General features: G+C 64.6%; 16 protein-coding genes and 1 tRNA gene. 7 read left to right on the forward strand and 10 right to left on the reverse strand.

Going from position 1 to position 26,350, the window contains the following annotated elements; translation table 11 throughout:
- The 3 genes from ASE44_RS18640 to ASE44_RS00020 all read right to left on the reverse strand — a co-directional run.
- On the reverse strand, nucleotides 1-572 hold a 572-nt coding region (locus ASE44_RS18640; protein ID WP_200920973.1), incomplete at its 3' end, for a hypothetical protein.
- Nucleotides 569-1,150 carry a hypothetical protein gene (locus ASE44_RS00015; RefSeq protein ID WP_157579730.1) on the reverse strand — a complete coding sequence of 194 codons (582 nt, stop codon included), beginning with the start codon at nucleotides 1,148-1,150 and terminating at the stop codon, nucleotides 569-571. The genes ASE44_RS18640 and ASE44_RS00015, both read right to left, overlap by 4 nt.
- 758 nt (nucleotides 1,151-1,908) lie before the next feature.
- Nucleotides 1,909-2,463: a MarR family winged helix-turn-helix transcriptional regulator gene (locus tag ASE44_RS00020; RefSeq protein ID WP_056776269.1), complete on the reverse strand. Its 555-nt coding sequence runs from the start codon at nucleotides 2,461-2,463 to the stop codon at nucleotides 1,909-1,911.
- A 170-nt stretch (nucleotides 2,464-2,633) separates the two neighbouring features.
- Here ASE44_RS00020 and ASE44_RS00025 point away from each other — a divergent pair, with 170 nt between their 5' ends.
- The 3 genes from ASE44_RS00025 to ASE44_RS00035 all read left to right on the forward strand — a co-directional run bounded on the left by ASE44_RS00025 (nucleotide 2,634) and on the right by ASE44_RS00035 (nucleotide 7,442).
- Nucleotides 2,634-3,929 carry an MFS transporter gene (locus ASE44_RS00025; RefSeq protein ID WP_235522504.1) on the forward strand — a complete coding sequence of 432 codons (1,296 nt, stop codon included), beginning with the start codon at nucleotides 2,634-2,636 and terminating at the stop codon, nucleotides 3,927-3,929.
- 21 nt (nucleotides 3,930-3,950) lie between these two features.
- Complete coding sequence (locus tag ASE44_RS00030; protein WP_056776275.1) at nucleotides 3,951-6,599, forward strand: alpha-L-rhamnosidase; 2,649 nt, start codon at nucleotides 3,951-3,953, stop codon at nucleotides 6,597-6,599.
- Between the two features lie 99 nt (nucleotides 6,600-6,698).
- Nucleotides 6,699-7,442, forward strand: a complete 744-nt coding sequence (locus ASE44_RS00035; RefSeq protein ID WP_255353609.1) for an NADPH-dependent F420 reductase — start codon at nucleotides 6,699-6,701, stop codon at nucleotides 7,440-7,442.
- 517 nt (nucleotides 7,443-7,959) lie between these two features.
- On the opposite strand, the gene ASE44_RS00045 is transcribed toward ASE44_RS00035, so the two are convergent.
- Entirely contained in the window at nucleotides 7,960-14,712 is a 6,753-nt protein-coding gene (locus ASE44_RS00045; RefSeq protein WP_056776283.1) for a PA14 domain-containing protein, read from the reverse strand.
- 906 nt (nucleotides 14,713-15,618) lie between these two features.
- On the opposite strand from ASE44_RS00045, the gene ASE44_RS18645 reads away from it, so the two are divergent.
- From ASE44_RS18645 to xerC, 3 genes are all read left to right on the forward strand, one after another.
- Nucleotides 15,619-16,281 (forward strand): hypothetical protein, encoded by a 663-nt coding sequence (locus tag ASE44_RS18645; protein ID WP_157605280.1) that lies wholly within the window; start codon nucleotides 15,619-15,621, stop codon nucleotides 16,279-16,281.
- Between the two features lie 932 nt (nucleotides 16,282-17,213).
- The gene (locus ASE44_RS00050; RefSeq protein ID WP_056776286.1) at nucleotides 17,214-17,402 is read left to right on the forward strand and encodes a helix-turn-helix domain-containing protein; all 189 of its coding nucleotides are present in this window, start codon (nucleotides 17,214-17,216) and stop codon (nucleotides 17,400-17,402) included.
- Entirely contained in the window at nucleotides 17,399-18,553 is a 1,155-nt protein-coding gene (gene xerC, locus ASE44_RS00055) for a tyrosine recombinase XerC (RefSeq protein ID WP_056776289.1), read from the forward strand. The genes ASE44_RS00050 and xerC overlap by 4 nt, the downstream gene beginning before the upstream one ends.
- Nucleotides 18,554-18,751: 198 nt before the next feature.
- Here xerC and ASE44_RS00060 read toward each other — a convergent pair.
- From ASE44_RS00060 to topA, 6 genes are all read right to left on the reverse strand, one after another.
- Nucleotides 18,752-18,827: transfer RNA gene (locus ASE44_RS00060), tRNA-Thr, on the reverse strand.
- Nucleotides 18,828-18,862: 35 nt separating this feature from the next.
- Entirely contained in the window at nucleotides 18,863-19,504 is a 642-nt protein-coding gene (locus tag ASE44_RS00065) for a TetR/AcrR family transcriptional regulator (RefSeq protein WP_056776292.1), read from the reverse strand.
- 13 nt (nucleotides 19,505-19,517) lie between these two features.
- The gene (locus ASE44_RS00070; RefSeq protein WP_327078802.1) at nucleotides 19,518-21,140 is read right to left on the reverse strand and encodes an alpha/beta hydrolase; all 1,623 of its coding nucleotides are present in this window, start codon (nucleotides 21,138-21,140) and stop codon (nucleotides 19,518-19,520) included.
- A gap of 9 nt (nucleotides 21,141-21,149) precedes the next feature.
- Nucleotides 21,150-22,283 (reverse strand): DNA polymerase III subunit delta', encoded by a 1,134-nt coding sequence (locus ASE44_RS00075; protein ID WP_056014551.1) that lies wholly within the window; start codon nucleotides 22,281-22,283, stop codon nucleotides 21,150-21,152.
- A gap of 184 nt (nucleotides 22,284-22,467) precedes the next feature.
- Nucleotides 22,468-23,103: a dTMP kinase gene (gene tmk / locus ASE44_RS00080; RefSeq protein WP_056776296.1), complete on the reverse strand. Its 636-nt coding sequence runs from the start codon at nucleotides 23,101-23,103 to the stop codon at nucleotides 22,468-22,470.
- Entirely contained in the window at nucleotides 23,100-25,982 is a 2,883-nt protein-coding gene (topA, locus tag ASE44_RS00085; RefSeq protein WP_255353606.1) for a type I DNA topoisomerase, read from the reverse strand. Before topA ends, tmk begins: the two co-directional genes overlap by 4 nt.
- 120 nt (nucleotides 25,983-26,102) lie before the next feature.
- Here topA and ASE44_RS00090 point away from each other — a divergent pair, with 120 nt between their 5' ends.
- On the forward strand, nucleotides 26,103-26,348 hold the full coding sequence (locus tag ASE44_RS00090; RefSeq protein ID WP_056014545.1) for a hypothetical protein: 246 nt from the start codon (nucleotides 26,103-26,105) through the stop codon (nucleotides 26,346-26,348).
- Nucleotides 26,349-26,350: the final 2 nt, after the last annotated feature.

Here is a 26,350-nt window from a genome sequence, read left to right on the forward strand (position 1 = left end):
CTAGGCGCTTCGGCGCCGGTCGCCGAGCTCGCACCACCGGTCCCCGACGCCACCCCGGTCCCTGAGCCTGTCGAAGTTCGGCCCCGATCTGGCTCGCCGCCGCCTCGGCGCCGCAGCTCCTCTGGATTACGCACGACAACCACGAGCCCCCAAGCGAGAGCGATCGTGACGACCACGAACGCGACCGCCCAGATCCACGGCCAGAGGTCCGGCGGGGTCGGTTGGCCCAGTCGGACCTCGCCCGTCCCGTCGCGCACCCACGCTGCGACTGACGCACCGACCCGCGCATCGTCGCTGCGCACGACGGCGCGCTGCGTGCCCTCCGCCGCCGGGTAGGTCACGGTCACCGTCCGGTACTCGACCCAGTGACGGTTCCGGCTGTTGCCTTCCATCACCCGTTCCGTGTCCTCGCCGACCACCTGCGCGGTCAGCGGTGAGTAGGTGGCGGTGATATCGGTGACGAGACGCTGCACCGCGGTGGCGCCTAGCAGTCCGGAGAACCCGGTCAGGATGACGAGGACGAGCACGGTGACCACCCGCCCGGACACGGACGATCGCGGCTGGGCGTTCACGGCCCGGCTGGCGGCTCGAAGCCTCGATAGGCGTGGACGGCGGCGATCGTCTTCGCCACCTGGGCGTCGATCCGCTCGAGCGGCCAAGTGGAGGAACCACCGCAGACATGCATCGACGCAAGCACCGGGAGGTCGCCCGCGCTGATGCCGGCGTGGTACCAGACCGGGTGGGATGCGTATTTGGCTGCTTCGTCGGGTGCGAGCTCGAACTGCCGCCGCAAGTGCTCTCCAGCGAGGTAACCAGGCGGGCGCCAGAAATCAGCAGGAACGAAACGGTACGGCGCGAGCTCCGCTGTGACGGCATCGTTCGCCTGCTGACCGGCGAAGTAGTAGCCAGTGTGCACGATCAATCGTGCGGGCTCGTAGACGGTCTCGTTCCCCGTGTGCGGAACGGGCGCCACCGTGCGGGCGAGCGCAAAAAGCCGTTCATACTCGCCGTAGACCGCGAGGAACGCCACCACCCTGACGACCTCGGAGAGCTTGACCTCCCGGGTGAACGAGAACGACCTCGCCGCGGTCTTGGCGTATCCATGCACACGTCGGGGCAACGCGAGCCCGCTGGTGTCCAGGAGCTCCACGATCTGCGGAGCGACGGCATCCGAGAACGCACGGAGCTCCTGCTTCGTCGCCCAACCCGAAGCCGGTTCAGCACTCACAGCTTCTTCATCCTCAGATCTCCCCCGATGGTCCGGAACGCGTGTAGACAGCTTGGCCGAGCCCGTCCCGCGGGTGCAATGGGGACATGTCCCCAGCGATCACCGGGAACACCTCGAGGAGCGCGAGTACCGAGAGCGGAGTGAACCCACGCGTGACGCGACGCGCTGGCCTAGTCCCTGAAGAACGGGCAGCGGGTTCGTCGGTGACGGGCCGGTTGTTGATGTCGCGAGGTCCGTCGACCCGGAGGTCAGGATTGAGCGAGGCCAACCACACTTGCGGGCGCGCGGTAACAGCAGGACGACTCAAGCTTTGAAGGCCCAGCCAGCCTTGCAAGCGAGCCACCCGACGGAGCACGCCCGCTCAGCAGCGGCTGAGACGCGCGACCAGCATGTCGTTCTACCCGACGATCGACCCTCGCAGATGTGAACGCCCGCGCAAAGTGTCGCCGTGGCACCGCTGAATCAGTGGGTGTCCACCGCCAAGTGTCGCCGCCGTTCCAGCGCAAAGTGTCGCTCCGAACATGCTCGCGTGATTCCGGAGTTCTGAGGCAGGAATGGGGTCATATGGTGGCGCTCCGCGGCGGGGCTTACGTGTGGAACGGCGCTGCACGCGTCGAGACCGACCGTCGCGTCAGGTCCTCTACTCCGCATGAACAATCGCCTTCCGCCTCAGCGAGCCGCTATTCATCAGAGCCAAAAGAGACGCCAGCAGTCACGGTGAGTGGATGGTCGGGATACGCATCGAGAGTGGTTGCGAGTTTGACCATCAACCGCTCGAGCAGTTCGATGTCATCGGTGCTCCATCCAGGCAGCGCGCCGAAGTCCTGCATGGAGGCGAGCACACGTGACCCGAGATCCCGACCGGTGGGGGTCAGCCCGATGACGGTGCCTCGCGCGTCTCGAGGATCGTGCGCACGGAAGACCAGGCCGGCGGTCTCCAGGCGAGCGATGACGCGACTCATGTTCGAACGCGTGGTGTCGACAGCGTCCGCGAGGCCGGTGGGGGTCGCCAATCCTCGGTAGATGAGCTGGTTGATTACAAGGAACGCCGGTAGGTCTTTCGGGAACGGGAATCCGCTGTCCCTCATGAGTTGTTCACGGAAAGACCGCGACGTCCCCCAGGTGACGATGGCCTGGAGCGCCGACTGGAGTCTCGGTAGTTGAGTTCCCGCGAGCGGAGCGATGTCCACTGCTGCGAGGGCGTCCAGCGGGAGGGCGTTCTTGCTTCTCGACATCGGACGGAGCTCTCTCTACGACACGGGCTCTCAGCTTAGAGGGCCTGCGGGCCAAGTTCGAGAAATCTATTTGACTCAGGAACATACTTGGTGGCACTCTTGGCCCGTTGATTCGTTTCATTTCGTCCCCCGACGATCCCCACGCTCGTGCACTTCAAAGGAGAAGTCCCGTGTCACTCACTTCCAAACCCGCCCCTCGCCCGTGGTGGGTCGCCGTTGTTTCCGGCATGGCCTCGTACGTCGATGCTGCCGCCATCACCGGCTTCGCCACCGCGATCGTTGTCTTCCAGCAGATCCTCGGGCTGAACGAGATCCAGATCGGCATGGCCGGCGGAGCACTCACCGCTTCCATGGCCATCGGTGCGCTCGTCGGCGGTCGGCTCGGTGATCGTTTCGGTCGTCGGCCCGTGTTCACCGCGACGATGATCGCGCTCATCATCGGCGCTGTCGTGCTGGTGTTCGCATCGTCGTTCCCCGTCATCCTCGTCGGGGCGATCATGCTCGGATTCGCGAGCGGTGCCGACCTGCCGGTCTCGCTGTCGACCATCTCCGAAGCGGCGACCGAGCACAACCGGGGCCGTCTGATCGGGTTCACGAACCTCCTGTGGATGGCAGGCATCATCGCGAACATCGTCATCAGCACCCTCGTCGGCGACCTGGGGGCCGTGGCACCGATGATCCTGTTCGGACACATCGCTGTGGTCGGCGCCCTGATCCTCCTCGGACGGCTGACGATCCCCGAGTCGGCAACGTGGCTCGCAGCCCGGGCCGAACGACGGGCCGGGGTGAAGACGGTCCGCGCGGAGCGCGCCGGCATTCGTATCCTGTTCCGAGGCCCCTACGGCACCGTCTTTCTCGCGTTGATCATGTTCGCCTCCCTGACCAATCTCATCGCGAGCACGATCGGCAGCTATGGCACCTACATCCTTGTGAACTTCGGGGACGTCTCGATCAGCCAGGCATCACTCGTCACCCTTCCGCTGCTACCGGTGAGCATCATCGGGTACCTCTGGTTCATGAAGATCGCCGACAAGCCCGTCCGGTTCCGCTACTTCCAGGCGGGAGGCATCGCATTCGTGCTCTCTCCGCTGGTCGTCGCGCTCTTCGGTGCAAGCGTCCCCGTCTACCTCGTCAGCCTGCTGCTCATGGGCGTCGGCTCGGCCTTCGCCTTCGAAGGCATCCAACGAGTGTGGGCACAGGAGCAGTTCCCCACGCTCCTGCGCACGACAGCTCAGGGCAGCATCATCGCCATCCAGCGATTCACGGCCGCCGCGCTCGCAAGCGTCACACCGACCCTGCTCATCGGCGGGCCATCACTCCTGTTCGGCATCCTGACGGTCGGCTCAGCCATCGGCGTTGGCTGGGCCTGGATCGTGTTCCGCACCCGCGATCGTCACGACGAGTTCGAGTCAGAGGCCGGCGCCACTGAACCGGCAGAACACTCTGCGCCGATCGCCTTCCACTAACCCTGTTCAGAGGACTCCATCATGACCCCGCATTCGCTCACCGTCGATCGACGCCCCGCACCGTTCGGCATCGACTCGGCCTCGCCGGAATTCGCCTGGAAGCTCCCGAACGACGCACCTCCGCAGCTCGGATACGAGATCGAAGTCTCCACCGACTCGTCGTTTGACCTTCACAATCTCCTGTGGTCGAGTGGGCAAGTCAGGAGCACGACCCCCTACGGCGTCCGCTATGTCGGCGGAGCGCTCCGGTCCCGCACCGAGTACCACTGGCGGGTGCGGGTGCACGAACCCGAAGGCGCCGTCAGCGAATGGGCTGCCGCGTCCTTCGAGACCGGGCTGCTGAGTCCGAGCGACTGGCAGGCCGACTGGATCAGCCACCCACTCACCAACAAGAACGACCCCCGAAGCATCTACCTCTCGACGACGATCGAGCTCCCAGCGGCTGTCGTCCGAGCGCGTGCGTACACGAGCGCGCTCGGGTGGTACCGGCTCTTCATCAACGAGCACGACATCACCGGTACCGCCCTGGTGCCGCGGTGGACACCGTTCCACGAGTACACGGAGTACCAGGTGTACGACACCGCCGACGAGCTGCGGGCCGGCACCAACACCATCGGCATCATCGTCTCCGAAGGACGATTCCGCGGCCGCCTCGGCGCCTTCTCTCTCCCCAACCGCTATGGCGATCAACTCGCGGCCCTGCTGCAGCTGGAACTCGATCTCGCCGACGGCACCACAATGCAGGTGACGAGCGACGCGGGCTGGACCTCCAGCCACGGGCGGGTGCGGGTCGCGGACCCGAAGGACGGTGAGCGGGTCGACCTTCGCCTCCCGGAACTGCCGTGGCTGAAAAGTCCTGCGGAAGGCTCCGTCTCCGCTGTGATCGTCCCTGAGCGGCGCCGAATGATCGCGGAATCCGTCGCACGGGTCGAGCAGATCGACCAACGCCCCGGGACGGTGTCGCGGACACCATCTGGCAAGCAACTCATCGACTTCGGCCAGAACCTCTCCGGCGTCGCACGCGTCAGACTGTCCGGCCCGGAGGGCGCCACGGTGCGGCTGTCGTACAGCGAGGTGCTGGCCTCGAGCGGGGAGATCGCGACCGGCTACCTCGGGGGCGGCTCGTCCAAGAAGGATTGGTTCCAGCGCGATGAGGCGATCCTGGCAGCCGAACCCGTTGTCTACACCCCAGGCGCCACGATCAAAGGGTTCCGCTACCTCTGCATCGAGGGGCCGGCCGACCCGATCTCCGCGGACGACGTCGAGGCCATCGTCCTCTCGACGCCGCTTCCTGCCGTAAGCGAGTTTCACAGCTCGGACGACCGGCTGAACCAGCTGTGGAAGAACGTGGTGTGGTCGCTGCGCTCGAACTTCACCGACACCCCGACCGACTGCCCGACCCGGGAGCGCAGCGGCTGGACGGGAGACATCCAGGTGTTCGGGACCACCGCCGTGCAACTCGTCGACGCCGGCGCCTACCTTCGCCGCTACCTCCGCAACCTCGCGGCAGAGCAGCACTCAGACGGAACGATCCCTCCGTTCATCCCCTCGGAGGCAGCACCAGGGATCAGCCGCAACCCGTTGGGCTTCACCCGCACCTCGGCAGGGTGGGGCGATGTCGCTGTCATGCTCCCGTGGACGCTGTACCAGTACTACGGCGACACCGCGGTCCTTCGCGACCAGTACGCCAGCTCGAAGGCGTGGGTGGACCAGCTGGCGTCACGGGCCGCGCGCAAACGAGGCATCAGGCGCAGGTTGCGGCGCGGCGTCGGACAGCTCGAACGGTACGTCGTCGACACCGGCTATCACTGGGGTGAGTGGCTCCGACCCGGAGAATCTCTCGCGTCGGAGATGCCCGGGAACTTCCTCGGACGACGCACCAGCGTCGCAACGGCCTACCTCGCCCACTCCGCACGACTCCTGTCACGAATCGCCGACATCGTGGGCGAGGACGCGGATTCCCGTCGCTACGCCACCCTGGCCGAGAACGCCGGCTCCGCCTGGCGCGCCGCCTTCGTATCCGACGGAGGGAGACACATCGGCGACGACCGGCAGGACGACTACGTGCGCGCCCTCGCATTCGACCTGCTGGAACCACAGCACCGCGACCGAGCGGCCGCCCGCCTCGTCGAACTCGTCCAGCAGGCCGGGAACCACCTGGCCACCGGATTCCTGAGCACGCCGATGCTACTCGACACACTCGTCGACACCGGTCACCCCGACGTCGCTCTGCGTATCCTGCTCCAGACCAGCGCCCCGTCCTGGCTGCAGGCCGTCGAGCGCGGTGCGACGACCACCTGGGAGACCTGGAACGGCTACAAGCAGGGCGAACCCGAAGCATCACACAACCACTACGCATTCGGTGCCGTCGCCGCGTTCCTGCAGGAGCGCATCGCCGGCCTCGCACCCGCCGCTCCCGGATACGCCCGGCTCCGCATCGCTCCCATCATCGGCGGGGGCCTGACCTCCGCCGCGGTCTCGATAGACACCCCGTACGGCCGTGCGTCATCGGCCTGGGTTCGTGACGAGTCCGGAGCAGTCGCCCTCACCGTCGAAGTGCCCTCCGGCATCCAGGCGGACATCACGCTCGGCGAAATCTCGACCGAAGTGGGATCGGGGACTCACCAGTTCACGTCGAACGCCTGGGAGACCGCACACAGCACCCGGTAACCCCGCCCACCACCGTTCGCCTGGCTGGACTGCACCCCGGAACGTCACCTCACAAGGCGAATCCCCTGCCACGTTCACCCGCGACCACAGAAACGAGACATCTTGAAAATCGGCATCATCGGATCCGGCGCAATCGGCGCAACCCTCGCCCAACGCCTCAGTGGCGCCGGCCACGAGGTCGCTATCGCCAACTCACGCACACCCGACACCATCGCCCCCGAGGTACTGAGCACCGGTGCGCGAGCCGTCTACGCAGCAGAAGTAACCACCGACGCTGATGTGGTGATCGTCTCCGTCAACACCGGCAACATTCCGGACATCTCCGACCTCGTGCGCACCGCACCCCGAGACACGGTGATTATCGACACATCGAACTACTACCCCCTCCGCGACGGCCAGATCCCTGAGCTCGACGCCGGGCAAGTCGAGAGCCTGTGGGTCGCGGATCACTACGGTCGACCAGTCGTGAAGGCGTGGAACATGATCACCGCGCAATCACTCAATCTCTACGCCTCCGCCCCAGGCACCGACGGACGGATCGCCATTGCGGTCGCCGGCGACGACGCGGACGCGAAGGCAACCGTGATGACGCTCGTCGACCAGAGCGGATTCGACGCACTCGACTCCAGCGCACTTGCCAACTCATGGCGCCAACAACCTGGAACCCCTGCCTACTGCACCGACCACACCCGCGCTGAGCTCCCAGCAGTGCTCGACCGCGCCGACGCGCAACGGTCAGCACGTCGCCGAGACCTCTTCATCGAAGTCGCCACGGAACGCGGACAGGCAGAGGGCTCAGTGAGCGCCGACTACCTGGTGCGCCTGGGCCGCACGATCTACTAGAGCGACCTCACCGCGCCCATCACTCGTCGGCTGGTCTAACTCACGTACGCGGATAACGTGAGTTATGACAGCGTGAGTGTTTCCTCTGCGGATAATTCGACACCGATCGGACCCCCGGCAGGCCGACGTTTCGCTAGCACGATCGCTGCAACATCCAGCACCGTCTGCTCCTTGACCTAATCCTCGGTGAAGGCCGCACGGGTTTCCGGCCTACCGGCCAACCAACTCGAGCCTCTAAGGGGTCTCTGACCGAATAGCTCTGCCTCCACGCGCGTCTCCTCAGACCCGCGTTTCAGCCATCGGACGTCCCAGCTAACGATTAGGGATTGGAAGTAGGCGGTGTCGTCAAAGTAGTGGTCGCCCGGCACTTCATCCTCTGGACCTGTCTCGACGAACAACGTCCACCAAGGCTCCCGAGTTTCGGGGTACGCGAACACATGACGCCCCTGCAGGTCACCATGCCGGATAATTCCAACTCGACCGTGTTCACCCCAGAAATCCGCCTCCGACTGCACACTCACATCCATCCCTTGCGGTGGTTCACGTGGAAGTTCCTGTAGCCTGGCGTCTTTTCAAGACCCCAGGTCAGGTTGGACGACTTCCCATACTTACCCTTCACTTTTGCGCCACGATACCCTCTCATTCCGTTTTGGATCCATTTCGCGCCGTTCCTCGCCTTGTCGTGTACCGCCGAGCGCTCCCAGGACCTGGTCATGATCCGTCCGGCAACTGCAGCCGTAGCACGAGTGGCCTTGATTGTCGCCTTCGCACCCTCAACGCCCTTGATGAAAGCGTTCGCTGCACGGATAACTCTGAATACTCGGTACGCAGCGACAAGCAGCCCTGCGCCCGGAACAAACATCAGGGCGATCGAGGCAATATCCGCGACCAGCCACCAGTCGATCTCAAACTCTCCGGTGACATCGAACTTGTTGACTGGGTCATTTGGGTAGATGTACGAGTTTTCGACTCCCCCGTCGACCGGGTCTACAGAGAGGAATCGTCCGAGGGCAGCAACGTACTGTCGGGCACCCATCTCGATCGTTGCGATCGAGCCAAGTCGTTCTGACAGTTTCTGGTGTTTTCCGACCCATCCGTAGTCTGCCTCGCCTCCGATTGCTCCTGGTCCAACGTCATTTGAGACATTCGTGCCGATAGCTCGAGTGACGGGGTCGACCGTTTGCCCGAACGGGTCGTATCGGTACAGGTCGAGTACTTCGCCGTCATCGTTCGCATTGACAAGCACGTCGCCATGAATGTTTGGGTACAGCCAGTTCTGGGGACCACCCGTCGGCTGCTGCACGATGACGTTCCCTGGGAGACTTGTCGTAGTGAGTGTCAGGTTGTTCGCGCCGTCGAGAATGAGGTCAGGGGTATCTCCGGCTCCGGTGAAGGACAACCGTTGGATCCGGTCTGGCTCGTTGGGGAGGCTGACCGTCCGCGCGATGATGCGGTCAAGCGCGTCTCTGAGGTAAGTCACCTTTCCGAACCCTGCGATTTCGGTTGACAGGTGGCGGCCTGCTGAGTCGTAGACGAGGGCTTGCGGTCCGAGAGTGGTCGTATTGCCCTGAGCGTCATAGGCGATTTCGCCAACACCGAGACCATCCGATACCGGGTCTGCTCCGGCGGCAGGAGAGCTGACAGTGCTGCCCATCAATCTGTCGGCCCCGTCGTAGCAATAGGCGGTGACTGAAGTGGCGGTCGGGCGCACATCCGTCATGGTGGTCCGGTTGCCGTTGAGCCCCGCGCCGGCTGACGACCCGCCCGCGCATCCTGACGTGGTGCCGAAGCCATAGGAGAGTTGGTGTCCGGGGATGGTCGCGTTGATGAGCCTGGCTGCGGTATCGAAACCGTAGGTTGAGATCTCCTTCGACGATCCCGCCGTCATGGTGTTCTGGACGGTTCGCCCGGACTGAGATCTGACGACCTCGTCTGTGACGTTCGGTTGGTTCGGGAAGGACCAGCGCAAGCTCGACGTGGCGCCCTGCGCGTCCTGGCCAATGGCCAGCGAGGATCCGTTCCCGAATCCAGTGGACGGGTAGTCGACCGCGATCAGCGCGCCTCGCAAGGAAACGTCAGCAAGTGCGGCGTGTCCGTAAGTCACCTCGGCGGCCGAAAGGCCCTCTACTGTCACCGTCGTGGTGCGCCCTTCCTCGTCGTAGCCGAAGGTTGTCGAGGCTGCCGTTCCACCAGGTGGTGTCGTCGTCAGCGCAGTGAGATGACCGAGAATGTCGTACTGTGCAGTCGCAACAGTGCCCCAGGCATCTACGTACTGGGTGACGTTCCCGCTGAGATCTGTCGTGGTCGTCACACGACCACTCGCGTCCTGCGTCCAGCTCGTTAGAGGACTCGCGGTCGCGGTGCCGTCTGCGGTATATGCGGACGTAACGGTTCGTGCTGGGCTCGTCGCATTCGCAGGGTAGCTCAGAGTTGCAGTGCGGCCTCTGGCGTCGAATGTTGTGCAGGTCCAAGCAGTATCACCGATGCGTTTGCTGCCGACGCCGCGCCCGAAGAGGTCATACACGTACTGCGTCGTGACCTTCGTGTTCGTGCTGTTCGTAGCTTCGGCTGTGCTCTTGAGGAAACCGTATTGGGGAGTCGATGCGGGTAGACCGCAAACGCTCCCTACGTGGGCCTGTTGGAGCGTCTCGGTGTTTCCGTAGTAAGCGTAGGTGCTGCCGCCAACAGCGGCTGTTGTGCCTGCCGCAGTGGCCGCCGGCAGTCGTTGGCTCGTACGACGGAGGTAACTGGTGGGAGCTTCGTGCTCGTAGGAGGTCGTCAGGTTCAAACCGCCCGGGTCTACGGTCGATGAATCGATGAGCCCCAGCCAGGGCGAGGAGCTCTGGAACTTGGTCGTCGTGGAAGGCGCCTCAGCTCCAGGCACTGAGGCTGGAGCCTGATCGATGGTCGACGTCGTGGTGACGATTCCGTAGTCCGGCTTGAGTTGTGCGCCGGGGATGTGTGCGCGCGCTTCTCCCGGTGGCGTCCAGAAGAGCTCGAGGCTGGCCGGACCGGTGTCCTCGAAGTATTCGACGCGGATTCGAGCGGTCTGTCCCGCGATCACGTTGACGATTCCTTCTGCTGACCACCGCACCGCGTGGCTAGACCAGTCCTCTGTAACGAGGACGTCGTCGATGTAGACCCGTGTGCCGTCGTCGGCGTAGGTCTGGAGCTTGTACTGGCCCGCCTTCGGGAAGGTGACGGTGCCGGTGAGGCGCATTGAGACACCATCGACGGCGGCATCAGTGGGGCTCCTCTGTTCCCAGTCTTTCGCGATGCTCCCGCCAGCTCCAAGGATCCCCAGTGTCATGGCAGTGGGTACGCCCGTGAGCGAACGGTTCGGGAAGAGAACTGCCGCGAGACTGACGAGGCCTTCGTCATATCGTTTGATGGTGTGCGGGGTGGTTGTGGCGCAGTCGGCCGAGGGCGTGCGGTCGGCGAGGAAGCATCCGGCAGGTGCGGGACCGAAGGTGTCCGTTAGACGGTCCTGCCCGTCATAGAGGTTCGTGGTCGTTTTGCCCTGAGGACTCGTTGTCGAAAGGACCTGGTCTTTTTCGTTCCAGAGGGTGTTCGTTGTCAATCCCGTGGCGCTGATGTCGTTGGTTTGTCGCCATGAGCTGTCGTACTGGACCGTCCGCGCATGCCCTGGCGCTGGTGCCGCGGTCGGCGGGGTGAAGCCGGCTCGGTCGATGTGGCTCTGTCCGGCCTCGTACGAGTAGCTGGTCCAGGGTCGATTTGCCTCCGTGAGGCCGTCAGGTGCCGCCTGGGTGACAACGGAGGCCCTTCCGGCAGCGTCGTAGGTGATGGTGGTTCGGGCTGCTGGTGGGCTGATGATTCCGCTGGCTGTCGCCCAGTCGTTCTCGAGTGCATCGCGGATCGCTGTAACACGGCGGTTGGAGTCGTATCCGAACGTGACTGGTTCGTTGCCGGGATCGAGGATCGCGGCAAGCCGCCCGCTGCTGTCATAGAGCAATCGAGTCGTGTCGTTCGTTCCTGCGACGTGTCCCGGGTAGATGATGCGGCAAAGCATCCCGGCCGGGACCGCTGTGTATCCGGCTGGGACCGGGCATGCGGAGCCGGTGACATCAGAGTCGGTTGGAGCAAGCCCAACCGATGCTGCGCTGTCGCCCGAATACGCGAATCGGACTTCGCGCGAGTAGGTCTTGGGGTTCGAGCCGGCGTTCTCGGAGACCCGGTCGGAGATCCGATCAACTTGACCGGTTCCAGTTCGGTAGCTCGTCACCGTGGACGCAGGCTTCTTCAAGTCGGCCGGGCTCGTCGACGATGAGACCTTACCGTCTGCGCCGAACGTGTACACCACGCCGCTCTCGTCGGTGAATGACACGGAGTTGTTGAGGTTGAGGGCCATGACGCCGTACTCCCCCACCGGGGGTTCGTACCCACCGTTCGAGGTCTTCGTGTACGCGTGCGTACCTCCAGTCACATCCGTGAGAGTGATCGAGCCTTCTTGCACTCGCACACTGGAATAGTCGCCGGAGCCGCTTGAGAGCACTGTCGACGAACCCCAGCCGTCAGGGAGCACCTCGACCGTCTTCGTGAACCACGATGCCGGCACCGGGAAGGGTGTCCCAGTTGTACCGAGCTTGGCCCAAAGCTCAACCTGGGCGGTACTGGTGTTGTCGAAGTACTCCATCCGGAAAGGCACCGGCGTTGCAGTCAGTGTCTTCGCGGAACCCCATATAGTCGCGCCAGCCGAGTGGGTGTCGGTGTACTTATCGATAACTTTCGTATCACCGACCCAGGTGGCGACACCGTTGTCGTGCATCGCTCCGAACGTGTAGGAACCGGCCTCGGAAGGCGTGATGAAGCCCGTCCAACGGGCGAGAAATCGGTCCACGGGAACAGCGGGGCCCGGGGATCCTGCGTCCCATCGGAACGAGACTTGCGGATCAGTTCTTACGAGCACGGGCTCCCGGCCAGCAAACGTCCACGACTGTGTCGCGCCCGGTTCAGGGTTGGCGTCGAAGTACTCGCCCTTCAGGCCCCGGTTGGAGGACTTCTGCGAGTTGTAGGTGAAAGCCATACCGATCGGTCCGCCGAGCGTGTTGACGGTGGGCGAGGTGAAGCTCATGTTCACGTTGCCGTTAGCCAGGTTCACTGTGACAGGACCTGCCGCGTCGGTGGGCGATGGGCCCGGGTCGCCGACGCGCTGGTTCACGGTGAATCGTCCGACCCATGAGGTGACGGATTCTGAGTACTGGTCCTTGGTGAGAACCGTCCATGAGTAAGCGGTACCGTCCTGCAGGTAGCCGGCTGGTGCCGTCCAGGTCAGGCCCGTCTGCCATCCGGAGCTCACGACTGCGCCGGTCTTCGCGTCGGTGCCGGAGGCGACTCGGAACCAATACTGCAGCGGCCGGTTCTGCGGGTTGGCGGGCGCCGCAACAGCGAATGTGGGCGATGTCGTGACGACGACAGAGCGATCTCCGGGCGATGCGGTCGACAGAGAGGTCCCCGGGGTGTCATTGGTGGTGAAGGACCAGATCGGTGAGCTCTTGCTGTTGTTCACTCCCCAGACGCCGTTGTACTCATCGGCGACGAACCCGCGCCAGTAGTACCGGGTGCCGGGTTGAAGTTTTGGCGACGGCATCTTCGCTGTGTCGGCGGTGATCCAGCCAGTCTCCCAAAGTGGGCTGAGGTCGGGGTTCGGGTTCAGGCTTACACGGAAGTAGTAGCGGAGCGAGGTGCCAGCCGCGGGCGTGCCGGTTACTTTGAACGTCGGCGTCAAGGTCGTGTTGGTTGCGGCGTTCCCAGGTGAGGGCGCGACGATGGAGCCGAACGCCGCGTATTCTTTCCACCATACGAACATGGATGTGTCCACATGCTTGTAGGTGAACGTGTTGCTCTCGTCGCCGACGAACATGAGGTACGAACCAGCTACACGGTCGTTTACCCATTGGGCAACGCGGCTACTAAGGCGGTCGTCCTGCGCCCAGCCCGCGCTGTCCGTGACGTGAAAGCCGCCGAGGTGTTCACCCGCAGCTGCATAGTTGAAGGCAGTGGCGTGGTAAATGTTGTTTTGGCGAGCGGTAACGGTGCTGTCATCGCTGATTGCTGTCGCGTGGATTTCGGCGCGTAGCACCTGCTTGCCGAAGAATTGCTCGTAGTTGAAGTGGGCGATCGTCCGCCAGATACCGTTGGAGTTTGTGTTTCCCATCTGGATGCCGTAGTTGACGTTGGTCTGACCATTCGTCTTGTACGATCTTGTGTCGTTCTGCGGCACCCAAGTGTCCGGGTCGACCATGACGGGATAGACCCGCTTGAGGTCATTCAGCCACGCCCCGCTGGCCTCGAGCGTGATCCACCAGGCGTTGTCGCGCTGATCGAGTCGCACATCGAGCGGGGCCTGATTGTCTGCTTGTTTTCCTCCAACGCCCGCAGAGTCCCACATCGTCGGCGGCTGCATGACGAAGTCTACGTCGCCGCCTTCGTCGATGAACTCGACCGCCCCGAGGGCGTCCAAGCGCAGCGAGCCGTCGGTTTTCACCTTCCAGGTCCACGACGTCTTACCGTCGAGCCCCGGCTTCTTCGCCAGCCGGAACAGCTCTTTCACCCCTGAGTTCTCGACCTCGTAGACGAGGTCGGTGTTCGGAAAAACGTCCTGGTACTCAAGCTGGTTCTTCGTCTCAGACCACGGGGCGGCGTCGCGAACCAACTTGCTGTCGGCTGCGTCGACCAAAGTGAAGCCGACGTCCGAACCGTTGCGGGAGATCTGCAGCAGGTTGTCGTCGCTCGCCGTCTCGGCAAAAATCGGACTGAGAGGGTGCTGGTCCACTGCTCCACCGCCGACTCCGAACCATGAGAATGGTCCGGTCGTCGAAACATCTGTGTTGATCGGTTTCCAGTCACCGTCGACATCAACGCTCACCGGTTCGCGTGCCATCTCGGTGACGCGCCGGCCGTCACCGGCATCGTACGTCAGCGAAAACTCATCACGGTTAACCACCTGAGCAGTTTCAGCGTCGAAGTCGTCGGTTTCGAGCGTCTCCGAGTCCACGGCGCCCTGCCCCTTTGCACGTTCAGGAATTTCGGCCACTTCGGCGTCAGGCTCTCCCGAGAAATCTGCCGTCGGTGGCTGTTCCCCCAGCTGCACTTCCGGCTCTTCAGACTCTTCGGGCGGAGCGATCGCGGGGACCGGATCGCTCGACTCCTCGGCCGCCGCCGCCGTGTACTGGACGAACGATCCGAGTAGGACGAATGTGATGATCATGCTGAGGGCAGCAAAAAAGAACGGGCGGAATCGAAGCGCCAAGGGCGCATCCTTCAAGGTAGGGAGACCTCGCAACCCACGAAGCTGAGAAAAACCTAGTAGATCAACCGGTTAAACATCAAGGCGAACCCCGAAAGTCAAGCTCTTGACTTCGGGGGCCAACATGGGGGGCGAAGTCACGTCGTCATTCTCGGCCGCTATTCGGTTGAACTCGTTCGTCAGCTGGCCTGTGCTTGCCTCGACCGCTCCCCTCTCGACACTGATCTGTGCCCGAAACCCGACCCGCGCGGACCCGCTCCGCTCGAGTCGACTCCATCGCGGAGGTCGTCGCAATCGCCTACCTGGAGGGACACAGTCCGGACAGCGTTCCCCTCTGTGGCCGCACCGAAGTGCGCGTGTTCGTCGACCGGCTTCAGACCAACGGCACCTTGCAGCATGGAAGGCCTTCCCGATTCCGACTGCGCGTGGCCTCGTTGCAATGCGTCCCGAGCAAGTCGAGTGCCACGCGAGCCGCCCCACGGACCCCATGGCGCCAGCGATGATCATCGTTCGAGCAGTGTCGCCGCTCAATTCCTTACCACGTCCCGATTGGAGGTACGCATCGGTCAGTATCCGACAACGAAAGAGTTCCCGAAGCCGCACACCAGATCAAGGATCCGCATCTCTCGTTGCAGGAAGCCCCCGCGTCCCTGCGAGCACATCGCCAGCAGGAACGCCCGTCTAGTCACGAGCGCAGCGCCCGCTAGCGAGAGAGCGAACGTGCCGATCTCGGAAAGAGCTTTGACCTGCAGATTCTGGTTGCCTGCCCATGGTCTGCGAACATCGGGATCAAAAATGCGCTATTTCAGCAAGAGGCGGATCGAGTTTGGTGCGATCCGAGGCGACGGAAAAACAGCTGACATCCGGCGGTTATAGCAAAAGACTTACCTGAAAACAATAGGCACAAATGTGGACATCCGCCGCAAAATAGGGCAGATACGATTGTCGAAATGCAACCGCCATGGGGGAATCGTGTTCAATACCAGAATTGCCCGATATAGCTCAATAGCAGCCACCTGCCTCACTATTGCGGCTCTGTCTCTATTACCGGGCGGACCCGCGCAGGCTATTAGCGCTAATGATCCGCAGTACGAACTAGTGATGAATGGGGAAGTATTCCAGACCGGAAACTCCACGGCTCCCAACGCCGCGGCTCGCGCAGCAGCATCTACAGCACCCGGATGCGCAGGAAAGGAAGCCGGCTGGCGGATCAACGCATTCAGACACGCCGCGAAGGGACCCGCACCTGCCGGAGTGGCCACTCTGAAGTGCGGAATAGGAACGGAGGATGGTTGGGGCTGGAACCACATTGCATATGGACACACGTCAGACTGGACCATTGTCGCCGCCCCGGCGGGTGGAAGCTGGGACCAGATCGCGCAATGGGCAATCGAGCAAACTCTGCTCGCACCAAGAAACGTGACTACGCAGTCCAACGAGACCTACCGATACACGGCGCCAGTGCAGATCCGGGACGCTAGAACGGGCGAGGTCGCCGAGGAATGGTTGGTGCTGGTGTCGTTTGGGCGAGTTAACCAGAACATCATCACCGCGTATCCGGTCAGCTACTAGGATTCAAGTTTAATGGTAAATGAAATTCTACGAGAGCTAGGATCCTATCTTCAGGATCCCGACAAGACAGTGACGTTTGCGGACAACCCAGAAGCCGTCGTCGTATCTTTTGACGGCACTAGCAAAGGTCAACTGGGGCCCTTCGAGATTGATGTCCCACTGAACGCGTTGGTCTCGAGACTACCGACCCTCGGATCGAATGCGGCCGCGCTATTCGAGGACAAAGAACCAAATACAGCTGGACTGCTGCTACTAGCCAGTCTTATCGACGAGGTCGCACACGATAGGCGCTCTCCAGGACGGCGCGGGTTCCGATTCACTGCCGAAGGAAAGTTCGTTCAGCTAGACTGACCTGCCTTGTTCTGACCGAGGGTGGTGGCATGACATGCCACTCTGGCAGGACGGGCTGCGTCAACTGAGCTGGAAGTGTCTAGTGCTCCGCGCTTTGGCACATGGATGGTCTTCAGCGAAGACCGGTGACCATTTCCGGCCAAGCAAACTGCTCTCGTCCCGAGGACGAGCCAGTTTGCGCAACTTGATAACCGAATCACATGATCACCACTATGCCGATGCCAATCTCGGAGCCCTTACCTTGTCGGGGCGTCAACTCACCAAAGGGGACGCGCCATCCAGACTCGGCGATTGGTGCGCCGCCCGCGTTTCTCACACTTTTCTCACCCGAAATTCGAGAACACCACGTCCAACCAGGTCTCACACTTCCCCGCTACCACGCCGAAGTTCGCTCCAGTGAGTTTCAGTTAGCCGACAGTTGGTAACTTCAGCTTCCCAAGCTGAACCGATCCCAGGAACCCAACGCACAGTTGGCAGACCGCCGGATTTGCCAATCCACTGGAGTCCGCCGTTCAGGGCGCTTGCCGACAAGGACAGTCACGGGGCACCCACTCGGATGCCCCACGACTGATGGGATCACCATGCCAATCGACAAGCTGCTGCTCACCGCCGAAGAGGCAGCACAATCACTCGGAGTGGGACGCTCCACCGTCTACGACCTCATGAGGCTTGGCCACCTGTCCAGCGTCAAGATCGGACGCGCCAGACGCATCCCCGTCGCCGCCCTGCACCGCTTTGCCCGACAGCTCGCAGGTGCAGACCAGGCGTGAGTCAGCGCGCGAACGGTGAGGGGTCGATCTACAAGCGAAAGAACGGAACTTGGAGCGGTGCGACGCACGTGCTGGCCCCGGACGGTGCGAGGAAGCGCCGGACCGTCTATGGCCACACGACAGCCGAGGTGGCGTCCAAACTCCGCGAATTGCAGACCCAGACCGAAGACGGCGTGCCCGCAGCAGTGTCCGGGTGGACCGTGCGGTCCTACTCCGCCTACTGGCTCGAACACATCGCCCCCAACACGCTCCGTCCAACGACGCTCGCGAACTACGACTGGATCCTGAACAAACACGTGCTGCCCGCCGTCGGCGGGAAAAAGCTCGAGCAACTCACCCCACAGAACGTACGCGAGCTCCACACCGCGGTAGCAAGGACGGGGGTGTCCGCTCACACGGTGCGCCTCGCGCACGCAGTCCTCCGGAGCATCCTCAGCGAAGCCGCGCGCGAGCAGCACATCGCTCGCAATGTCGCTTCACTCGTCCGCGCGCCGAAGATCGAACATGTCGAGGTCGAGCCGTGGACAGCCCAGGAAGCGTCGACGTTCCTCGAGTCGAGCCGAGACTCCCAGTTCGCGCAGCTCTACGTCGTCGCGCTGACCCTTGGACTGAGACGCGGCGAGATCCTCGGACTCCGATGGGCGGACATCAATCCAGAGCGCACCCAACTCTGGGTGAGGCAGACAGCACACCGCGCCGGCGCAGGCCAAGGCATCACCATCGGGCCGACCAAGACAGCTCGATCGAAACGCACACTCCCCCTACCCGGGAAGACGGCCACGGCACTCCGTGCCCGCGCGAGCATTCAGCAAGCCGACCTCAGGGCAGCGGGTGAGGGGTGGGTGGAGACCGGTCTGGTCTTCACCACGACTCTCGGCACGCCCATCGAACCGAGCAACCTGCGGCGCACCTTCGATAAGGACATCGCGGCAGCGGGCGTCCGCCGGATCCGCTTCCACGATATGCGTCACACCTGTGCGTCGCTGCTGCTCGCGCAGGGAGTGCAGATGCGGGTCGTCATGGAAGTACTCGGCCACTCCAACATGGCCATCACATCAGACATCTATTCACACGTTGCACCGACCACGCTTCGGAGCGCGTCAGAGGCCATGAACAGCGCGCTCGACGTCAACGATTCAGGGCTGAAGTGAGCGGTCCGGTCCACCGTCGTCCGCCCCGATCCACTGCCGTTGCTGTACGCGTTGCTGTACGCGTTGCTGTACGCGTTGCTGTACGGGACTCCGAATCCCTCACCTGTCCTGCAGATTCGGGGAGGGGCGCGCGACTATCGGCGGCAAGAAAAGAGCCGCTGACCTGGGTTTTCCAGGGCAACGGCCGGGTGATGCTGGTGGAGCCGCCCAAGGGAATCGAACCCTTGACCTTCTCATTACGAGTGAGATGCTCTGCCGACTGAGCTAGGGCGGCGCGTGCGCTGGTCGCCCGGCGCACGAGTATCCATGTTAGCGCAGCTTTTGCACGGTCGTGTACAGCTCGGCGAAAGAACGACGGATCCGCTCCGCGAGCGACCCGGGGGTCGGCGCATCGGCCCAGCAACGCCAGGCATGGCGGAGCCCCGCGAATCCCACCATCGTCATCATCCAACACCGATCGAAGAGGGCTTCCGAGTCACCCGCGAGCGCGGGCTCGTCGTTCAGCACCCGCCGCTCGACGACCTTGTACAGACCTTCTTCGAAACCGCGCATGCTCGCGATCCGCGCCCCGAGGAGGTGCGGGTGATCACGCAGCACGTCCTTGCGGAGATGGTGGATCTCGACGTCCTCATCGGCATCGCCCACCGTCCGGGCCAACAACTCGCCGAGATCGGTGAGGACGTCGGTCGCCGGGCCCGCGGTCAGGAAGGCTTCGAGGGCGTCGCCGTCGGGGATCAACGGGATGTCGCCGATCAGCGCCTCCTCCTTCGTCCCGAAGTAGTTGAAGAAGGTCCGCGGTGAGATCTCCGCCCGCCGGCTCACCTCCTCGACCGTCACGTTCTCGAGCCCGTGCTCCCCCGCGAGCGTCAACACCGCGTGCTGGATCGCCCGACGCGTCGCGAGGCGCTTCCGCTCGCGGAGCCCGAGTTCGGCCGGCACCGTCATGGTCATCGAGGTCCCGCCATCAACTGCACATCGGGTCCTTCGACGGGACGGTACCGTCGATGAGGTACTGGTCGACCGCCTGGTTCACGCAGTCGCTGCCCTTGTTGTACCCGGTGTGCCCCTCACCCTTGTAGGTGATGAGCTGGCCCTGGTCGAGCTGCTCCGCGAGGTTCTGCGCCCAGACGTACGGCGTCGCCGGGTCGTTCGTGGTTCCGACGACGAGGATCGGAGCGGCACCCTTCGCGTGGATCTCGCCACGCTCGGTCCGCGTCTGGTACGGCCAGTTCGCGCAGAACGTGTCGCCGTAGGCCATGTACTCGCCGATCACCGGAGCGGCCTGCTCGAGTTCCTTCGCCTCGTCGGCCATCTTCGTCTTGTCGTCGTCGTAGCTGTAGTCGAGGCAGTTGATCGCGTTGAAGGCCTCGGTCTGGTTGTCGGTGTACTTGCCGGAGTCGCCGCGGCCGTTGTACCCGTCGGCGAACTGGAACGCGATGTCCGTGCCGCCCTGCATGACCTCGTCGAACATCCGACTCAGGTACGGCCAGGCGTCGGCCTGGTACAGCGGGTAGATGATCGCGGTGAGCAGCGTGTTGCCGCCGAGCTCACGGCCGTCGTCAGCGGGGATCGGGCTCGCGTCCACCTGGTCGAGGAGGCTCTTGATCTCCGTCATCGCGTCGTCGACCGAACCGGAGAACGGGCAGTCCGTCCCCGACATGCAGTCCTCGAGGTAGGCGCGCAGCGCGCTCTCGAAGCCCTTGGCCTGCTCCTTCACCACCTCGAAGTTCGACGTCGACGGATCGATCGCCCCGTCGAGGACGAGGCGCCCGACGTTCTTCGGGAAGAGCTCGGCGTAGGTCGCGCCGAGGAAGGTGCCGTACGAGTAGCCGAGGTAGTAGAGCTGCTTGTCGCCGACGGCCGCCCGGAGCATGTCGAGGTCCTTCGCGGCACTCTGCGTGTCGACGAACTCGAGCATCTTGCCGGTCTCCTCCGCACAGGCGTCGCCGAAGTCCTTCGCGGCCTTCTCGTTGGCGGCGATCCACTCGTCGGAGCCGCGCTCACCCGGCGTGACGTCGTACAGGTACGCGTCCATCTCCGAATCACTCAGGCAGGTGACGGGCGTCGACTTGCCGACACCACGAGGGTCGAAGCCGACGACGTCGAAGTTCTCCTGCAGGTCCTTGTCGACCGCGAAGTCGAGGCTGTCGGCGACGAGGCTGTAGCCGGAACCGCCCGGCCCGCCGGGGTTCATGAAGAGCGAACCGATCGGCTTGCCGTTCGTCGCCTGGTGGCGCACGAGCGCGAGGGACAGCTCGCCGTCGGACGGGTTGTCCCAGTCGATGGGCGCCTTCGCCGTGGCGCACTCGAAGCCGTCGACGCACCCACTGGTCTTCCAGTCGAGCTCCTGCTCGTAGAAGGGCTTCAGCTCCGCAGCGACGTCGCTGGTCGCCGCCGACGACGACGGCGTCGGTTCGGCGGCCTTCGGGGGCAGGAACGCCGTGACGCACCCACTCAGCGTGAGGGCCGCCACCGCGAGACCGGCGACGAGCGCGACACGTGCCGTCCGCCGCGCACGCGGACCGCTGCGGCGGGATCCACCGGCCGGTCCCATCGAGGCCGACGGCTGCTGCCTGGGCGAAGTCACAGAGGCTCCCTACCGGACCGCCGACACGAGCATGGCCTCCAAGGCCAGCGCCGGGGCGACGTTCCCTTCGATTCGTGTTCGGGCGACGGAGATCGCCTCCAAGGTATCGATCGTAACCGCCGGCGTCGTCCGCCGAGCGGCATCCTCGAGTTCCGGACGCAATTCCCGGTTGATGATCGTGGCGTCGTGTCCCAGCTGGAGGAGCACGATGTCGCGATAGAGCGACAGCAGGTCGACCATGATGCGGTCGAGCCCGTCGCGGAGACTCCGTGTCGCGCGCCGCTTCTGGTCCTCCTCCATCGCCCGCACCTGCGACCGGAGGGCGGGAGGGACGGACTGGCCGGGCTCGACGCCGAGCGACCGCAGCGTGCTCTCGCGCTCGGCCTCGTCGCGCAGCGAGGTGTAGGCCTTCGCGTCGTCGCCGGCGAGTTCCAGGAGCCGCCCGGCCGTGACGACGGCCTGACCGGCACTGCGGATGTCGAGGACGGCCCGCAGGGTGGACTCACGACGTTGCCGGGCTCCGGGATCGGTCGCCAGACGGTGGGCCATCCCCACGTGGCTCTGAGCTTCACGGGCCGCGCGCTCCGCGATGTCGTGCGCCACGCCGTCGCGTCGTTCCAGCAGCTCCGCGACGTCGTCGATGGTCGGCACGCCGAGCCGGACGGAGCGCACGCGGGACCGGATCGTCGGCAGGAGGTCCGCCTCGCTGGGCGCGCACAGGACCCAGATCGTGCTGCTGGGCGGCTCCTCGAGGGACTTCAGCAGCAGGTTGGACGTGCGCTCGGTCATGCGGTCGGCGTCTTCCACGACCATGACGCGGAAACGGGCCACGGACGGTGCACGGTAGGCGTTGCGGACCAGGTCGCGGACCTCGTCGATCGTGATGATGACGCGATCGGTGCTCAGCGCGGAGAGGTCGGGGTGGGTGCGCGCTTCGACCTGCCGACGGGTGACGTCGTCTCCCCCGGGCTCTCGGCTGAGGAGTGCCGCAGCGAATGCATAGGCCAGGGTCGACCGGCCGGAACCGGGCGGACCGGTGATGAGCCAGGCGTGGGTGAGGCCTTTGGGTTCGACCGGGTCCGACGCGGCCTGCAACAACTCGATCGCGTCGCGTTGACCCGTCAAGTCGGTCCAGGAAGCCATGGGTCAACGATACCGGGCGCCACCGACGGCGGCTGGCGGTCGTGCGGGTGTCCGAGCCGACGGGCGGTCACTGAGCCGCCCACCGGTCACTGAGCCGCCCACCGGTCACTGAGCTTGTCGAAGTGCCGAGCTCACGCTTCCAGACACCGGGCCGCCCTTCGACAGGCTCAGGGGCCGGGTCTGATCAGAGGAGTGGCGCGATCCGCTCGCGGATGTCGGCCGCGAGTTCCTCGGGCGGCAGCGCGGCGTCCACGACGAGGAACCGTTCCGGTTCCGCTGCCGCGAGGGCCAGGAACGATTCGCGCACGCGGGTGTGGAAGTCCTGCGCCTCAGCCTCCAGCCGGTCGAACCGCTTGTTGGCGTTGTCGAGCCGACCTCTGGCGACGGCGACGTCCAGGTCGAGGAGCACGGTGACGTCGGGGAGCAGGTCCTCCGCGGCCCACAGCGAGATGCCCCGGATCTGCGCCGCGTCGAGGACCCGTCCGCTGCCCTGGTAGGCGACGGACGAGTCGAGGTAGCGGTCCTGCAACACGATCTCGCCGCGGGCGAGTGCCGGGCGCACGACGGTGGCGATGTGGTGGGCACGGTCCGCGGCGTACAGCAGTGCCTCGGCGCGCGGGGAGATGTCGCCGCGATGGTGCAGCACGATCTCGCGGATCTCGACCCCGAGATCGCTCCCGCCCGGTTCGCGGGTGCGGACGACGGTGCGACCCTGCTGCTCGAACCAGTCGCTCAGCAGGCTCGCCTGCGTCGACTTGCCGACACCGTCTCCGCCCTCGAGGGTGATGAACAACCCTCGGGGCCGCGCTCCCTCGCTCACGTGACGGCGTCGGCCTTCGCCGCAGCCGCCTTGTTGGCAGCACGGGTCGCGGCCGCCTTCTTAGCCGCGGCGGACCGCGCCGTCGACGTCGCCGTCGTGGCCTTCGCCGTGGTCGCCTTGGCTGTCGTGGCCTTCTTGGCGGGTGCCTTCTTGGCAGGGGCCTTCTTCGCCGGAGCCTTCTTGGTGGTCTTCGGCTTCGCCGGGCCCTTCGCGCGCTTGTCCGCGAGCAGCTGGACCGCTCGCTCGAAGTCGACGTCCTCGACCTGTTCGCCGCGCGGGATCGTCGCGTTCGTCACCCCGTCGGTGACGTAGGCGCCGAAACGACCGTCCTTGATCTTGATCGGCTTGCCGCTCTCCGGGTCCGCTTCGAACTCCTTCAGCGCGCTCGACGCCTTCCGAGCGCCGTACTTCGGCTGAGCGAACAGCTCGACCGCGCCGGGGAGGTCGACGGTGAAGATGTCGTCCTCGGAGGTGAGCGACCGGGTGTCGGTGCCCTTCTTCAAGTAGGGACCGTATCGGCCGTTCTGCGCCAGGATCTCCTCACCGGACTCGGGGTCCGCCCCGACGACACGCGGCAGGTCGAGGAGTTTGAGTGCGGTCTCGAGGTCGATCGTCGCGAGGTCCATCGACTTGAAGAGCGACGCCGTGCGGGGCTTCTCCGCCGCTGCCTTCTTCTTGGCAGGAGCCTTCTTCTTCGCGCCGGCTGCCGGCTCGGTGACCTCGCCGGTCGCCGTGTCCACGGAGAGTTCCGCCTCGGGCTCCGGGTCGAGTTCCGTGATGTACGGGCCGAACCGGCCGTCCTTCGCGACGATCTCCTTGCCGGTGGCCGGGTTCAGGCCGATGACGCGATCGCCCACGACGGGCGCGTCGATGAGTTCGTGCGCCTTCTCCGGGGTCAGCTCGTCCGGCGCGAGATCCTCGGGCAGGTTGACCCGTCGCGGCGTGGGGCCTTCCTCTCCCTCGGCGGGCGGCGGGCCGTCCGGTGTCACCTCGAGGTACGGGCCGTACTTGCCGATCCGAAGCGTGACCCCGTCGTCGATGACGATCGAGTTGATCCGACGAGCGTCGATGTCGCCGAGGTTGTCGATCACCTGGCGGAGGCCACGGCCGGCGTCGTCTCCGAAGTAGAAGCCCTTGAGCCAGTCGACACGATCGACCGTTCCACCGGCGATGCGGTCGAGGTCGTTCTCCATCTCAGCCGTGAAGTCGTACTCGACGAGTTCCTCGAAGTACTCCTCCAACAGTCGGACGACGCTGAACGCCACCCAGCTCGGGATGAGCGCCTGGCCGCGCTGCGTCACATAACCACGGTCGATGATCGTGGAGATGATCGACGCGAACGTCGAGGGGCGGCCGATGCCGAGTTCCTCGAGGCGCTTCACGAGGCTGGCCTCCGTGTACCGCGGGGGCGGCGAGGTCTCGTGCCCCTTCGCCTCCGGGTCGGCGACACCGAGCTGCTGCCCCTCGGTCAGCGGCGGCAGTTTCGCCTCGGCGGCGTCCTCCTGGGAGTTGCGGTCCTCGTCCTGACCCTCTTCGTACGCGGCGAGGAAGCCACGGAAGGTGATGACGGTACCCGATGCGGTGAACTCGGCGCGGCCGACCTCGGTCGCGGCCTCGAGCGTGATCGTCGCGGTCGAGCCCTTGGCGTCGGCCATCTGGCTGGCGACGGTGCGCTTCCAGATGAGGTCGTAGAGCTTGAAGTCGTTGCCGCGGAGCGTCGAGGAGAGCGACGACGGGGTGCGGAAGGTGTCTCCGGACGGTCGGATCGCCTCGTGCGCCTCCTGCGCGTTCTTGCTCTTGCCGCTGTAGAGGCGCGGCTTGTCCGGCACCGTCTCGGCTCCGTAGAGGGACGCCGCCTGCTTGCGCGCCGCATCGATCGCCTGCTTGCTCAGCGACGGCGAGTCGGTACGCATATAGGTGATGTAGCCGTTCTCGTAGAGCGACTGCGCGACGCTCATCGTCTGGCGGGCGGAGAACCGGAGCTTCCGGCCCGCCTCCTGCTGCAACGTTGAGGTGGTGAACGGCGCTGCCGGTCGACGCGAGTACGGCTTCGACTCGACCGAGAGGACGGTCGCCTTCGACTGCTCGAGTGCTGCGGCGAGCGCCGTGGCGCGCTGTTCGTCGAGCGGGACGGCGCTGCCCTTGAGCTGGCCGAGGTCGTCGAAGTCGCGGCCGGTGGCGACGCGGTCGCCGTCGAGGCGGACGAGGCGGGCGGTGAAGGGTGCACCGGTGGCGTCTTCGCCCGGGAGGAAGCGGGCGATGACGTCCCAGTAGGAGGCGGCGCGGAACGCGAGGCGCTCACGCTCACGGTCGACGACGAGTCGGGTCGCGGCGGACTGCACGCGTCCCGCGCTCAGTCCGGGACCGACCTTGCGCCAGAGCACCGGGGAGATCTCGTACCCGTAGAGGCGGTCGAGGATGCGGCGGGTCTCCTGGGCGTCGACGAGGTCGGTGTCGAGGGGGCGCGTCTTGTCCTTGGCGGCGAGGATGGCGTCCTTGGTGATCTCGTGGAACACCATGCGGCTGACCGGGACCTTGGGCTGCAGGACCTGCAGGAGGTGCCAGGCGATCGCCTCGCCTTCGCGGTCCTCATCAGTCGCGAGGAGGAGTTCGTCGGCGTTCTTGAGGGCGCGTTTGAGGTCCGCGACGGTCTTCTTCTTCGCGTCCGAGACGACGTAGTACGGCTCGAAGCCGTTGTCGACGTCGACCGAGAACTTGCCGAGGGAGCCCTTCTTGAGCTCGGCGGGAAGGTTCTTCGGCTCGATGAGGTCGCGGATGTGCCCGACCGAGGACAACACCTCGTAATCGTCACCGAGGTATCCGGCGATCGACTTCATCTTGGTCGGTGACTCTACGATCACGAGTTTCTTGCCTGCCACGAGGCTCCTTCCATCAGCGACACCATACACACGTGCACGGCAGGCTTGTCCAATCGGGAGGCGGGCCACTCGGGTGTCCATCCCCTTGCGTTCTGCGGCGTTGGGAGCAGAATGTGTCCCATGAGTACCCAGACGAACTACACCGTGAAGTTGACCGACGGTCCGCTGGAGGGCAAGACGATCAGCGCCCCGCTCACCGATCAGGGATCGCCGAAGCCCACCGTCGACGTGCCGAGTGGCACGGCCGGCAAGGTCTACCGGTACGCCCGGACGACCGGTGAGGAGTACGACGACTCGGGAGCACCGAGTGCCGTCGACTACCGCTTCCTGGAGGCGGTCTTCACGACCGGATCCGACCAGCCCTGACC

It is taken from the genome of Plantibacter sp. Leaf1 (assembly GCF_001421315.1).
Lineage (GTDB): Bacteria > Actinomycetota > Actinomycetes > Actinomycetales > Microbacteriaceae > Plantibacter.

Coding starts and splice junctions, on each gene's coding strand:
- ASE44_RS00090 (WP_056014545.1), top strand. CDS start 26,103: ATGAGTACCCAGACGAACTACACCGTGAAGTTGACCGACGGTCCGCTG.
- ASE44_RS00030 (WP_056776275.1), top strand. CDS start 3,951: ATGACCCCGCATTCGCTCACCGTCGATCGACGCCCCGCACCGTTCGGC.
- ASE44_RS00075 (WP_056014551.1), bottom strand. CDS start 22,283: ATGGCTTCCTGGACCGACTTGACGGGTCAACGCGACGCGATCGAGTTG.
- ASE44_RS00065 (WP_056776292.1), bottom strand. CDS start 19,504: ATGACCATGACGGTGCCGGCCGAACTCGGGCTCCGCGAGCGGAAGCGC.
- ASE44_RS00050 (WP_056776286.1), top strand. CDS start 17,214: ATGCCAATCGACAAGCTGCTGCTCACCGCCGAAGAGGCAGCACAATCA.
- ASE44_RS00020 (WP_056776269.1), bottom strand. CDS start 2,463: ATGTCGAGAAGCAAGAACGCCCTCCCGCTGGACGCCCTCGCAGCAGTG.